Below are 13635 nucleotides of genomic sequence, written 5' to 3'. Positions count from 1 at the left end.
CCGCGCCTGAGTAGCGCGGGTTTTAATCGTCAAAGGGTGAAAGCCTCAGCTACATCCGCTCGTTGCGCCGCAGGTGTCGCATTTCTCGCAGGTGCCGTTTCTCACCATGGTGAAGTTCTGGCACTCCGAGCACATATTGCCCGTGTAACCCTGCATGATCGCCTGCTGGCGGCGGTGGGTTTCGACCTTCTTGGCGTCGGCGGCTTCCGTGGCGGCGGCGTCGGTGAAGACATCGTTGATGTCGTTATCCTGTGCAACCTCTTCGGCCAGTTCCTTCGCACGCTCCTCATAGTCACGACGGAAGGCGGTGGCTTCCTCGTGCAGTTCGGAGACCGCCGGCTTCAACGCATGCACCGTTGCTCCGGAGGAGATGGCACGCACCGTGCTGCCGGATGAGCCCTTGGGCTCGCCACCGGACTTGCCGGAGACGACCTTGAGCGGCGCGCCGCGGGTCAGGCCCTTGGAATAGGGCAGGGCCTTGCCTTCATTGATGCCGCGGCCAAGCGCGGTGTTGGTGAAGTCGGACGTGTCCACATGGGCAAGGTCGGACCGGTCGAGATAGGAAACGGCCAGTTCGCGGAACACATAGTCGAGGATCGACGTGGCGTTCTTGATGGCGTCATTGCCCATGACCATGCCGGCCGGCTCGAACTTGGTGAAGGTGAAGGCCTCCACATATTCGTCGAGCGGCACGCCATATTGCAGACCGAGCGAGATGGCGATGGCGAAATTGTTCATCATGGCGCGGAAGGCTGCGCCTTCCTTGTGCATGTCGATGAAGATCTCGCCAAGGCGGCCATCGTCAAACTCGCCGGTGCGCAGGTAGACCTTGTGCCCGCCGATCACCGCCTTCTGGGTATAGCCCTTGCGGCGGTTGGGCAGCTTCTCGCGCTCGCGCACCACCTTTTCGACCACGCGCTCGATGATCTTCTCGGAGATCGTCGCGGCCTGGGCGGCGGTTGGTGCTGCGGCCAGTTCCTCGACCAGATCGTCGGCATCCTCTTCATCATCGGCGATGAGCGAGGCATTGAGCGGCTGTGAAAGCTTGGAGCCATCACGGTAGAGCGCATTGGCCTTGAGCGCCAGCTTCCAGGACAGGAGATAGGCCTCCTTGCAGTCCTCGACCGTGGCATCATTGGGCATGTTGATGGTCTTGGAGATGGCGCCCGAGATGAAGGGCTGGGCAGCCGCCATCATGCGGATGTGGCTTTCCACCGAGAGATAGCGCTTGCCGATCTTGCCGCAGGGATTGGCGCAGTCGAAGACGGGCAGATGCTCCTCCTTCAGATGCGGTGCGCCTTCCAGCGTCATGGCACCGCAGATGTGGATGTTGGCTGCCTCGATCTCTTTCTTGGAGAAGCCAAGTGCGGCCAGCATGTCGAAGGAGAAATCGTCGAGCTGCTCGTCGGTGAAGCCAAGCTTCTCGCGGCAGAAATCCTCGCCCAGCGTCCACTTGTTGAAGGCGAACTTAATGTCGAAGGCCGATTTGAGCGCGGCGTTGACGGCGGCGATCTTCTCGTCGTCGAAACCTTTGGCCTTGAGGCTCGTCGGGTTGATGGCCGGCGCCTGGTCGAAATTGCCATGACCGACGGCATAAGCCTCGATCTCGGCGATCTGGGCCTCGGAATAACCGAGCGTGCGCAGGGCTTCCGGCACGGCGCGGTTGATGATCTTGAAGTAGCCGCCACCGGCCAGCTTCTTGAACTTCACCAGTGCGAAATCGGGCTCGATGCCGGTCGTGTCGCAGTCCATGACGAGGCCGATCGTGCCGGTGGGCGCGATGACGGTGGCCTGCGCATTGCGGTAGCCGTGCTTTTCACCCAGCTCCAGCGCGCGGTCCCAGGCTTTGCGTGCATGCTCGATCAGATCGGCATGGGGGCAGTCTTCGGCAATGAGCGGCACCGGGTTCACGGCGAGCTTCTCATAGCCATCGCTTTCGCCATGGGCGGCGCGGCGGTGGTTGCGGATGACACGCAGCATGTTTTCCGCATTGCGCTCATAATCGGCGAAGGGGCCGAGTTCGCCAGCCATTTCGGCGGAGGTCGCATAGGCAACGCCGGTCATGATCGCCGTCAGCGCGCCGCAGATGGCGCGGCCTTCAGGCGAATCATAGGGAATGCCGGAGGTCATGAGGAGGCCGCCAATATTGGCATAGCCGAGGCCAAGCGTGCGGTACTCGTAGGAAAGCTTCGCGATCTCCTTGGACGGGAACTGCGCCATCATCACGGAGATCTCGAGCACCATGGTCCACAGGCGCACCGTATGCTCATAGGCCGCGATGTCGATGGAACCGTCCTTGTTGCGGTATTGCAAAAGGTTCATCGAGGCCAGGTTGCACGCCGTGTCGTCCAGGAACATGTATTCCGAGCAGGGGTTCGAGGCGCGGATCGGGCCCGCTGCCGGCGAGGTGTGCCAGTCGTTCATGGTGGTGTTGTAGTGGAGGCCCGGATCGGCGGACGCCCATGCGGCATAGCCGATCTTCTCCCACAGATCGCGGGCCTTCACGGTCTTGGCGACCTTGCCGTCGATGCGGTTGATCAGGTTCCACTCGCCATCGGCCTCTACAGCCCGCAGGAAATCGTCCTTCAGCGAGACCGAGTTGTTGGAATTCTGGCCGGAGACGGTCAGATAGGCTTCCGAATCCCAATCTGTGTCATAGGTCTTGAAATCGAGATCGGTGTAGCCCTGTCGCGCGAACTGGATGACGCGCTGGATATAGTTTTCCGGCACGGCATTGCGCTTGGCGGCCTTGATCTCGCGCTTCAGCGCCGGGTTCTTGGCCGGATCGAAGCAATCATCATTGGCACCCTCGCAATTGATGCAGGCCTTCATGATGGCGTCGAGATGTTTTTTGGCGATCTTGGAGCCGGTGACGAGGGCGGCAACCTTCTGCTCCTCCTTCACCTTCCAGTCGATGTAGGATTCGATATCCGGGTGATCGACATCGACCACCACCATCTTGGCGGCGCGGCGCGTGGTGCCGCCCGACTTGATGGCCCCGGCGGCACGGTCGCCGATCTTGAGGAAGGACATGAGGCCCGACGACTTGCCGCCGCCGGAGAGCTTTTCGCCTTCGCCGCGCAGATGCGAGAAATTCGAGCCGGTGCCCGAACCATATTTGAACAGACGCGCCTCGCGGACCCACAGGTCCATGATGCCGCCCTCATTGACCAGGTCGTCACCCACGGACTGGATGAAGCAGGCATGCGGCTGCGGATGCTCGTAAGAGGATTTGGACTTGGTCAGCTTTCCGGTAAAGGGATCCACATAATAGTGGCCCTGGCCGGGGCCATCGATGCCATAGGCCCAGTGCAGACCGGTGTTGAACCATTGCGGGGAGTTGGGCGCAACGCGCTGGGTGGCGAGCATGTAGCACAGCTCGTCCATGAAAGCCTGGGCATCTTCCTCGCCGTTGAAATAGCCGCCCTTCCAACCCCAGTAGGTCCAGGTGCCAGCAAGACGGTTGAACACCTGCGCGGCGCTGGTCTCGGACCCATAGCGCTCCTCTTCCGGCAAGTCCTTGAGGGCTTCCTCATCGGCCACCGAGCGCCACAGGAAGGAGGGGACATCATTCTCCTCAACCTTTTTCAGGCGCGCAGGTACGCCTGCCTTGCGGAAATATTTCTGAGCCAGAATGTCGCTGGCGACCTGGGAGAACTGCGCCGGAACGTCGATATTCTCCAACCGGAAGACCACGGAGCCATCCGGGTTCTTGATTTCGCTCGTGGCCTTGCGGAAAGAAATCTCCGCATATGGGCTCTGGCCTTGCTTTGTGAACCGGCGTTCGATGCGCATTTTGTCCTCTTCGCCCCTAATCCAAATATAGTGTCTGCACCGGCGAATGCCTCATCACATTTTCACCGTGCAGACGCTGTGTCCGCCGACTGCCATCCACCGCAGCGAATGACTCTCCTTGACCGAAGGTTGGTGCTTCTCAAAGGATCGGGAAGAAGACCCATTCGAAGCGTTGTCTCGCCCTGAGCGAAATCGCCCCCAACCTGACGCCGTTGCTACGCTAACGTCACATAACATTCACATTATCTGGTGCGCAGAATATCTGAAGACACTAAATATAGTGTTAACAGCTTCTTTATACCAGATCGAAACTTACACCCTCGCTTGCGATTTTCCGCGGCGCAAACGACACCGTTCTGCCCAGAAAGCTGTTCGGGCAGGTCTCGGAAACTCAATACAAAATTGGAAAATCGACCGGGTTTTCGCCGACCAATCGCACCTTACGAACGCAGGCGCAAAACCCATAAAAAGCGACTCGTACCCGGACGTCAAGGAGTCGAGTTTGGATCATTTATGACCGCAAGATGTTGTGTGTCACATGTGTGAATAATGGGGAAGTCACTCAGTCGCTGTTGCGGTTTGAGAAACCCATCGTTCCCGGTGTCTTGCGAAGCCGTGCACGGAAATTGGACGGGGCGAGCCTTCCGAGCATACCCGCTTGGGAAAAATGCTGATGTCAGGCGATGAAGTCCAGCACCAGAAAGATGCCGGCAGAAAGCAATGCGGCAGCCGGCACCGTGGTCACCCATGCTGCGACGATCGTGCGCACATGAGCGCGGCGCACAAGTTTGCGTCGTGCAATCTCCTCGCGCGATGTCTTCTGCAACTCGATTTCCAGATCGTCATCATCGCTGGTTCCATTGTCCGTCTTGAGCCGAACGCCCTTGCGTTCGAGATAGGCGCGGCGGCGTTTGGAATGCGCCGTGTACCACTCACGGAAAAAACCAACGCCGAAAATCGCGCCGACGGCAGTGTGTGTGGAACTGATCGGCAGGCCTAGGCCCGAAGCGATGATGACGGTGATAGCGGCGGACAGCGCGACGCAGAACGCGCGCATCGGATTGAGTTTCGTGATTTGCTCGCCGACCATGCGAATGAGCTTGGGCCCGAAAAGGACGAGGCCGATCGAAATGCCAGCGGCGCCGATGATCATCACCCAGAGCGGGATGGTGACAGTGGTGTTCACCGCGCTTTCGTGAACCGTGAAAACGATGGCGGCAAGGGGGCCCACTGCATTTGCAACGTCGTTGGCGCCATGGGCAAATGAGAGGAGGGCTGCCGAGATGACCAGGGGCACCTTGAAGAGGCTACGCAGAGACTGGTTGCGATTCTCCAGACCCTCAGATTGTGCATGCACAAACAGATGAGCCAGAAACCAGGTGACCGCGAAAAAGGCGAGGCCGATGATCCCGGCGCCTGTGCCGCTGACCGGAAAGACCTTTTTCAATCCCTTGAGCGCAAGGTAGGCGGCAAAAGCTCCCGCCATGATGGCGATCAAAAGCGGCAACCAGCGCCGCGCCGCCGAAATCTTGTCGTCCTGATAAATGATGGCGGTTTTGATGAAGGCGAGGAACAGCGCAGCGATAACGCCTCCGACCAGGGGGGAGACCACCCAGCTCGCGGCGATCTGCATCATCGTCGACCAGTCAACAGAGGAAAAACCTGCAGCAGCGATACCTGCGCCCATGACACCGCCGACAACTGAATGCGTGGTCGAAACCGGAGCGCCGATCCAAGTTGCCAGATTGATCCACAGTGCCGAAGAGATGAGAGCGGCCATCATGGCCCGAACAAATGCTTCGGGTGTTCCCACCGCAGCCGGGTCGATGATGCCTTTTGAAATTGTGTCAACGACATCGCCGCCGGCAATAAGCGCTCCGGCGCTTTCGAACACGGCTGCAATAAGCAAGGCGCCGCCGAGAGTCATCGCCTTGGCACCGACAGCGGGTCCAACATTGTTGGCAACATCATTGGCGCCGATGTTCAACGCCATGTATGCGCCGATGGCAGCCGCAGCAATGATGATGACGGCGCGCGGTTCACCGAAGGTGTAGGTGGCAGCGAAAATGGCGGTGAGTGCCAGAAAAAGCAGGCCGAGCCCCGGCGCGACCAGCCCGCGTGCGACGGTTGTCGTGGCTTCCTCTACGTGGACGAGCTTGTCGAGGTCCTTGTCGAGGGTCTGCTTGCGCGGGTTGGTGGCGGATTCGCTCATGCGTTTTCCCGTTTCTGCCAATGTGTCGCTGCGGGTCGAGCGTTCGGCGAAGAAGTCCGCCTCCGGTTAGGAAACTATGTTCCTCACGGCAAGGGTTGACGGCAAAAAAGGGGGCTCAGGCCGCGATTTCCCGTGGATTGTGAGCGAACTGAACAAGAAGCTCACCCAGGTCCGGCTCCTGGACAGCGGTGGCTGCGTCCTGCGGCGTGAACCATTGACGGGTTCGCTGCTTGCGTTCCGGCCATTTGGAACGCTCTTCCGTGACTTCGAGGGGAATGACGGCGACCTCGCAGGGCCATTCGACACCGGTTCCATCGAGCTTGTGATAATAAAAACGCCCGATTTCATTTTCACTGGCGCAGCCTCGCACGCCTGCTTCTTCGCGGGCTTCACGCTGCGCAGCCATGGCAAGGGTTTCTGAACCCTCCGGCCACCCCTTGGGCAGAACCCAACGACCAGTACCACGGCTTGTCACAAGCAGAATCTCGATGCCATTGCCATCGGCGGTCGCGCGCCACGGCAGGGCTGCAGCCTGCACACGGCGGGGGTTTCCGCCGAACAGACGCCGGACCGTCTCGGTCAACCGCAAACGTGTGCCGTGAGTGAAAATCGCGCTTCTCCTTCGCCCGGACACGATGTGCCAGGAATTGCTTCTTTTCTACAAGTGACTGTTTCTACGCTTAATTTACGCGCCGAGCGGATCCAACCGCCGAACCGCTTATGCGCTCGAATCGTGGAACGCAGAAAGCCTGCTGGCAGACATAGTGAATTGGTGCCAAAAATCAAGGGTTTGGCGCTTTGATCGCGTCTGGAGCCATCACTCGCTTGCCCGCTTTGGCGCCGTCCATCTTTCTTGATGGAGATGTAATGCGAGATCGTCACGTTCCCGCCAGCCGCGTTTTTCAAGTTCGGGCCGTTCGTGAAAGCCACGCACGTGCCCGACACATAGATATCCTACAAGTCGCAGCCGGTCGGGGATGTCGAGCACTGCCTTGACGCGGTCTTCATGCAGTATGCTGACCCAACCAACGCCAATTCCTTCAGCACGAGCGGCAAGCCACAGGTTTTGTATGGCACACACCGTGCTGAAAAGGTCCGTGTCAGTCATGTGCGTGGCGCCGAGGACGACGGGACCACCGCGCTTGGGATCACTTGTGACGCAGATGTTAAGGGGAGCAGACAGGATCCCCTGTAATTTGAGAGAGCGGTATTGAGCCTGCCGGTCGGCGGGAAAACGGATCGCAGCCTCCTCGTTTGCATCGGCAAAGATCCGGGCTATGCGAGCGCGTGTTTCCTTGTCGCGTATCAGGATGAAGTCCCAGGGCTGGGAGAGACCGACCGACGGTGCCTGGTGGGCGGCCGTGAGCATGCGAGAGAGCGCTTCTTCGCAGATCGGGTCGGGAAGAAATTCGCCACGGACGTCACGACGGGTGGCTATGGCCCGATAGACAGCGTTCCGCTCCGCAGCTGCAAACGCTTCACCGGAGGTCAGGCCATCCACGGTATCGTGCTTCTTTGCTCCGTGCGACATGCGGCCTTTCCTTCGCGCCGTTCAGCCGCGCTGATCTTCCGCGATCGGTTTCTGGTAGGAGAACCCCATATCCCAGGGGAAGTAGATCCAGGTGTCCTGAGAGACTTCGGTGACGAAGGTGTCAACAAGGGGGCGCCCTTTTGGTTTGGCGTACACTGTTGCGAAATGCGCCTTGGGCATCATGGCGCGGACGATGGCCGCCGTTTTTCCCGTGTCAGTCAGATCGTCGACAATCAGGACGTTTTCGCCGTCTTCCTTCAAAAGCTCCGGATTGATCTCCTTCAGAACCTGAAGATCACCTTGCTCGGTGTAATCGTGATAGGAAGCGACACAAACCGTCTCGATCAGGCGAATGCCCAGCTCCCGCGAAATGACGGCAGCGGGCACCAGACCACCGCGCGTGATGCATACGATGGCCTTCCAGCCGCCATTTGCGCCAGCAAGCCGCCAGGCAAGCGCGCGCGCATCACGGTGAAACTGGTCCCACGAGACGGGGAAGGCTTTTTCGGGAAGAGACATCGGCATCGCACTCCATGGGCGCATCAGGACGGCAGATCGGAATGCGCGGTGAATTAGCCGGAAAGGGATGTCGAACGCAAGCCCGACACCCGTCGAAGATGGATTTCCCGCCAGGCTGCAGTGGGCGCGCCAACCGGGCGGCGCTCAATGAGCCATGAAAGTTGGCACCGTCATGCTTTGCAGGATGGTGCGGGTGGCACCCCCGAAAACGAACTCCCGCAATCTCGAGCGACCGAATGCTCCCATGACAAGAAGGTCGGCGCCGGTATCGGAGACGCGGTTGTCAAGAATTTCTCCGTGAGAAACACCACCGGACTGCTCTACCTTGACGGTGACTTCGATCTCGTGACGGGCCAAAGCGGTGGCTATTGCCGTGCCGGCCATGGAGGCGTCGCGACGAGGTGTGTCCTGCGGATCGATGCAGAACACCTCGACACTGTCCGCTTCCTTCATGAAGGGCAATGCGTCGAAAGCTGCTCTTGCGGCCTGCCGGCTTCCATTCCAGGCGAGCAGAATTTTCTTGAACTCGGCTTCGCGCGCCTTGTGGATATAGGGCACGAGAAGGACCGGGCGCCCACTTTCAAAAAGAAGAGCCTCGACATTGGCTTCCATGGCCCCCGCAGCATCCGGATCGGTCTGCTGGGCAATGACAAGGTCAGCGCTGCGGGCGCTCTCAATGCCTGAAATGGCGGAATCGCCTGAGACACTGTCGAAACCGCGCCATTCATTGCCGACGCCTTCTTTGCGCGCACGCTCGTTGAAAAGATTGCGGATTACAGCGTGGCGGCGGCCGGCCTCCTCATGCATATCCACACTCAGGTCGACCACAGGGCCTCCCATGGGTGAGGCCATGACCATCGGCAATGCCTCCGCGTGCAGCCCGATCACGTGGCTGCGGTGACGGGCCGCCAGAGGCAGGGCGAGATCGAGAACGCGGGGGGCGTCGGCTTCGCTTTGAAGAATCGCGAGAATGGTCTTGTAGCTCATGTCAGCCTCCTTGGAGCTGCGATGAAGTGCCTTCTCTATTCTTAACGCTTTCCCGGGCAGAAAGTTTTGCCCCAGATCAACCTTTTACCACCTGCCTGTCCGGAATGGACGCGAGCATGCCGCGGATTGCATCCACGGCGGCTGTGAGTGCTGCTGTTGAGCGAGAACGAACGACGATTTCTGTCCAGAAGGTGCCGTCCTGATATTTTGGATAGGAGCCGATGATGGTTTCAGGATGCGCGGCCTGGATTTCACCCAACGGGCCACCGATTGCGCCCTCGGGCAACGGGGAGGGCACAGTCTCGGAGATGAGCTTTGCGCCTGTCTTCAATGTGGGTATCACATTGTCGAGCATGGCCTGAAAAATGGCCGGAACGCCCGCCATCACATAAACATTTTCAACGCGGAAACCGGGCGCGACCGAAATCGGGTTGTCGATGTGCTCTGCGCCCTCAGGCATGCGTGCCATGCGCTTGCGAGCCTGAGAAAACTCTATTCCGCGACGGGCGTAGTGATCTTCAAGAAGACGATAAGCCTTTTCGTCGTAACCGCACGGCCGGCCGAAAGCACGTGCGATGGAATCGGCGGTTATATCATCATGGGTCGGGCCAATGCCGCCGGTGGTAAATACGTATGTACTCCGGGCGCGCAGCGCATTCACCGCTTCGACGATGGCCGCCTCGTCATCCGAGACGATCCGGACCTCTTTCAGATCTATGCCGACTGCTGTCAGCATATCCGCCAGGTGGCCGATGTTCCTGTCTTTGGTTCGCCCTGACAGGATTTCGTCACCGATGACCACCATTGCCGCCGTTACAAGCTCGTTCATTCTCCAGGATCCCTGTTGTCGAAAGAAGAGATAGACCTGTGCCCAAGCCAGGGCAATGGGTTTGAAACGGTGAACAGTGTGTCGGCTTTGGTGCGGTTTTTAGTGAACCAGACAAGGGTTACATCCGTTGGCATCGCAGGGTCGTGGTTGGCGACCGAAACCGAATTTGCAGCAAAGCGGAGCAGACAATGACCAAAATTCTGGTTCTTTACTATTCGAGCTGGGGGCATATGGAAGCCATGGCCCAGGCCGCGGCCGACGGTGCGCGGGAGGCCGGTGCCGACGTGACCATCAAGCGCGTGCCCGAGCTGGTGCCGGAAGAGGTGGCAAAGAAGGCGCACTACAAGCTCGATCAGGACGCACCGTTCGCTGAACCTCTGGAGCTTGCTGATTATGACGGTTTCATATTCGGCATTTCGACGCGCTATGGCATGATGGCTTCGCAGATCAAGAACTTCCTGGATCAGACCGGACCCCTTTGGGCCGAAGGCAAACTGATCGACAAGCCTGCGACTGTCATGTCTTCCACCGCGACGCAGCATGGTGGCGCCGAGATGGCGCTGGCTTCCACGCAGCTCGCTCTTCAGCATCACGGGATGCTGATTGTGCCGCTCTCTTATGCCTATCAGGACCAGATGGGCAACGACACGGTTCGCGGTGGCGCGCCCTACGGCATGACCACCACCACGAATGGTGACGGCTCTCGAATGCCTTCCGATCAAGAGCTCGAAGGCGCGAAGTTTCAAGGCAAACGGCTGGCCGAGATTACTGCGAAGCTGGCAGCCTGAGAGAAGGTTTGGCTCACTACGGGGAGGGGCGCCATGCGCGGTCCCTCCCTTTGTGTTTATGAACAAGCGTATTCTTTGAAGAACATGCGTATCCCGCTTGATCAGCAGGGTTTCTACCGCTAGTCGTTGACGTGTGCGGACGTGGCGAAACTGGTAGACGCAGCAGACTTAAAATTTGCCGCCTTCGGGCTTGCGGGTTCGACCCCCGCCGTCCGCACCAACAATCCAGCTGACGGTGGGTTTTGGCGAAACCGCAAGCGCTGTTTTACCAAGTGATGCTCAGGCCGAGATTCCCCTCGAATATTTGCTTCTTCTCGCCACCGATGTTTGTGGTGTAATCGGCAGTTGCAAAAAGCCCGACCTGCTTGGTGAGGTTCGCGACAAGCCCTGCACCCAACTCCAGTGAGGTGCCTTCGAGCTCGGTTGCAACCGGATCCCCGCCGAAACGCAGGATGTGATCTGACGAGAATGTGTGCCAGAGATTGGCCTTGAGATAGGGTTTTAGGCTGCGACCACCCTCGGCCTGAAAATCTCCTTCCAGACGCATTCCCAGCCGCCCGGTTAAGACGTTGTCTGTATCGAATGTGACTGTCGAAAAACGGTCGTTCTGGTCGTCGAGGGAAAGGTGTTGCCAGATCAACTGGGCCTGCGGTTCCAGACGCCAGCGATCGTGCACGACAATGGGGTAGCCCGCCTCTACAGAGGCCGCGATACTGGAACCATCCACATCAATGGCTTCGCCGGCGTCGGAGCGTGTCTCTCCACCAAACCAGGTGCCGAGCAAAACGCCATCCACATACCACCCATGGGGCGCAACATGCGTCCAGTAGCCGCCCACGCTGGTGCCATGGACATCGAGTTCGCCAACTGCCAGATCATTCCAGCCGATGGCCTGGCCTGTAATGTCACCGTTCATGCGGGCGTGACTGATGAAGATACCCGCACGATCAATGTGCCCATCGTCGCTTTCGCGACCAATCAGGTCCTGGCCGATCTGGAAGCCAAACAAGTTCCCGTCAAAACCCTGGGCAACGGTGCCCTCCCATTTGCTCTCGACCGATTGGCCGAAGAGCCTGCTCCAGCTCGCGGGCAAAACCGCGTCACCATTCTGGAGAAAAGGTTGTGCTCCACGCCTTTCATGAAACGTGCCAAGCGTGGATGCGGCCAAATGCTGAAGCACGGGAGGAACGGCGGAATAGGTCGCAACCTCCGGACGGTAAAGCGGTACCGTTTCGCCGGTCACCAGGGACGCGCCTGGGGTGGGCGGCGGTGTGACCGGCCCTGGAGCAGGCTCCGGCACAGAGGGCGAGGGGGTTGTTGGGTTGACGACAGTCGAACGCAGATACCAGTTCTCCTGCGTCCCGGCGGAAACACCGCCTCTATAAAGCTGATATTCGAAGGCTCCGACCGCGACGCGGTCGTTGAGGGAGAAAGCTCCGGCTGCAGTCGTGCCGCTTCCGGTTGCTTCCACAACCATGATCCCATCCTGAACCGTGGCGCCACCACTGCCGCCTGCGTTCACGATTGAAATACCGGTGGAACCGGTAGCGGTCCCCTCAGCAATCACAAGCTTGTCTGAAGGCGAGGCGTCGTCTCCCAGCACCGTGTTCAAAGAGAGGTTTCCACCATCTCCGACGTAATCGCCTGTGATCGTGAAAGTATCAGTGGCACTGTTCCCACCATTGGTCAGATCGATGGTGCCGGCATTGCGCACGATTGCGCGCTGGCCGGCGCCGAACGCATTGATGCCGCCATTTGCAGAGCCGCCGAACAGAGTGCTGGTCGCATCGATGTTCACGGTGCCGGTGCCCGTCCCGCTGTCGCCGAGCGTGAGTGTTTCACCGCCCGCGAAGGTCAGCGCGGATGCTGCGTTTACATTGATGGTTTCGAGTGTCTGGAAACGATCGGGGGTGCCAGTCACCACGCCTTCCAGGGTCAGCTCGTCTGTGCCAAGGCCGCCGAGAAACGCGTTCATGCTGGCGAGATTGGTTTCGTTCAGGTTGCGTAGCATGGCGGTATCGTCGTCGCCGCCCATATCCACATTGCCGCCAATGCTTCCGCCGCCATCCCAAAGAAGCGTATCGGATCCCACGCTCAACAGGACATCCCCTCCAACAGAACCGCCGGTGATCGTGACGCGGTCCGTGCCTCCGCTGACGCTGATGTTGCCGCCGATGGAGCCCCCGGACAGGATGATCGTGTCGTGCCCGAACCCGGCCGACAGATTGCCGTCAATGGCGCCGCCAGACATATCGAAGACGTTGTTGGCGAGTCTCATATGGACGCGACCGATGCGCCCACCAGTCATGACCGCTTCGTCGCCATCGTCGAAGTAATTGACGATGTGGCCGCCGGACATGAAGAACGTATCGAAATGTCCACCCTGGTTCAGGCTGTCGATTTGGCCGCCAGTCATCCTGAAATCATCGATCCCGTCGCCTTGCTGCAACTGCCCGTTGATTTCACCTGAATGGACTTCGACCGTATCGACGTCGGGGCCAAATGTGATATTGCCATTAATGACGCCGGTGCCACCAGCAGGCAGTGTCAGCGTGTTGTCGCCGGAAAGGTCCAGAACATCGCCCGTGTGCGTTCCGCTGTCACAGACGAACACGTCGTTGCCGGCTGTTGGGACGAGAGTGCAGGCGGCCTGGGCGTTGGAAACCGGCCAAGCCAAGAAACCTCCCAATGCGCTGCCCGACAACAAGATTGCGGTTAATCGACCGTTGAACGTGCGATAGTGCATGTGCCCCTCAAACCACTGGCATCACGACGCAGCTTGTTGTTCTGGTCGGCGCTTCTTCGGAATATCAGGATTCTAGAAGTGCCATTTTTGAGTGCGTGGTGATGGTCTGTTGCAGTTCTACCAAGCTGCCCTTTGCTTGCCGAATCTTAGATACCGTTAATTTACAAAGATTAACGAGACCTAACTCGGCTTACAATTGCTCTGCGGCTGGATTTTTTCGCCTTGCAT

The 13635-nt window shown here is 59.1% G+C and carries 9 protein-coding genes and 1 tRNA gene; 2 read left to right on the top strand and 8 right to left on the bottom strand.

Features of this window, described 5'->3' with window-relative positions:
* Positions 1-45 precede the first annotated feature (45 nt).
* The 7 genes from AC2CHD_RS03880 to AC2CHD_RS03850 all read right to left on the bottom strand — a co-directional run bounded on the left by AC2CHD_RS03880 (position 46) and on the right by AC2CHD_RS03850 (position 9873).
* Complete coding sequence (locus AC2CHD_RS03880; protein WP_484552642.1) at positions 46-3795, bottom strand: vitamin B12-dependent ribonucleotide reductase; 3750 nt, start codon at positions 3793-3795, stop codon at positions 46-48.
* A gap of 676 nt (positions 3796-4471) precedes the next feature.
* Positions 4472-6007 (bottom strand): inorganic phosphate transporter, encoded by a 1536-nt coding sequence (locus AC2CHD_RS03875; RefSeq protein WP_484552641.1) that lies wholly within the window; start codon positions 6005-6007, stop codon positions 4472-4474.
* A 115-nt stretch (positions 6008-6122) separates the two neighbouring features.
* Positions 6123-6590 carry an NUDIX hydrolase gene (locus tag AC2CHD_RS03870; RefSeq protein WP_229448996.1) on the bottom strand — a complete coding sequence of 156 codons (468 nt, stop codon included), beginning with the start codon at positions 6588-6590 and terminating at the stop codon, positions 6123-6125.
* 234 nt (positions 6591-6824) lie between these two features.
* Positions 6825-7538: a 5,6-dimethylbenzimidazole synthase gene (gene bluB, locus AC2CHD_RS03865; protein WP_484552640.1), complete on the bottom strand. Its 714-nt coding sequence runs from the start codon at positions 7536-7538 to the stop codon at positions 6825-6827.
* A gap of 21 nt (positions 7539-7559) precedes the next feature.
* A complete protein-coding gene (gene gpt, locus AC2CHD_RS03860; protein WP_229448998.1) occupies positions 7560-8057 on the bottom strand; it encodes a xanthine phosphoribosyltransferase in 498 nt (165 codons plus the stop codon).
* A gap of 144 nt (positions 8058-8201) precedes the next feature.
* Positions 8202-9044 (bottom strand): universal stress protein, encoded by an 843-nt coding sequence (locus AC2CHD_RS03855; RefSeq protein ID WP_484552639.1) that lies wholly within the window; start codon positions 9042-9044, stop codon positions 8202-8204.
* A gap of 76 nt (positions 9045-9120) precedes the next feature.
* Entirely contained in the window at positions 9121-9873 is a 753-nt protein-coding gene (locus AC2CHD_RS03850) for a competence/damage-inducible protein A (RefSeq protein WP_484552638.1), read from the bottom strand.
* A 188-nt stretch (positions 9874-10061) separates the two neighbouring features.
* On the opposite strand from AC2CHD_RS03850, the gene wrbA reads away from it, so the two are divergent.
* Both wrbA and AC2CHD_RS03840 read left to right on the top strand, forming a co-directional pair.
* On the top strand, positions 10062-10661 hold the full coding sequence (gene wrbA / locus AC2CHD_RS03845; protein ID WP_484552637.1) for an NAD(P)H:quinone oxidoreductase: 600 nt from the start codon (positions 10062-10064) through the stop codon (positions 10659-10661).
* Positions 10662-10796: 135 nt separating this feature from the next.
* Positions 10797-10881, top strand: a tRNA-Leu gene (locus AC2CHD_RS03840).
* Positions 10882-10926: 45 nt separating this feature from the next.
* On the opposite strand, the gene AC2CHD_RS03835 is transcribed toward AC2CHD_RS03840, so the two are convergent.
* Positions 10927-13338, bottom strand: coding sequence for an autotransporter family protein (locus AC2CHD_RS03835; protein WP_484552636.1), 2412 nt, complete (start codon positions 13336-13338; stop codon positions 10927-10929).
* Between the last annotated feature and the right edge of the window lie 297 nt (positions 13339-13635).

Source organism: Nitratireductor sp. ATLC21 (assembly GCF_057196525.1).
The sequence above is the reverse complement of the archived record's forward strand: the minus strand, read 5'-3'. Positions and strand labels throughout refer to the sequence as shown.

Bases quoted from the DNA above. Each gene is read 5' to 3' on its own strand.
- AC2CHD_RS03850 (WP_484552638.1), bottom strand. From the start codon at position 9,873: ATGAACGAGCTTGTAACGGCGGCAATGGTGGTCATCGGTGACGAAATC.
- wrbA (WP_484552637.1), top strand. From the start codon at position 10,062: ATGACCAAAATTCTGGTTCTTTACTATTCGAGCTGGGGGCATATGGAA.
- AC2CHD_RS03875 (WP_484552641.1), bottom strand. From the start codon at position 6,007: ATGAGCGAATCCGCCACCAACCCGCGCAAGCAGACCCTCGACAAGGAC.
- AC2CHD_RS03855 (WP_484552639.1), bottom strand. From the start codon at position 9,044: ATGAGCTACAAGACCATTCTCGCGATTCTTCAAAGCGAAGCCGACGCC.
- AC2CHD_RS03880 (WP_484552642.1), bottom strand. From the start codon at position 3,795: ATGCGCATCGAACGCCGGTTCACAAAGCAAGGCCAGAGCCCATATGCG.
- bluB (WP_484552640.1), bottom strand. From the start codon at position 7,538: ATGTCGCACGGAGCAAAGAAGCACGATACCGTGGATGGCCTGACCTCC.
- gpt (WP_229448998.1), bottom strand. From the start codon at position 8,057: ATGTCTCTTCCCGAAAAAGCCTTCCCCGTCTCGTGGGACCAGTTTCAC.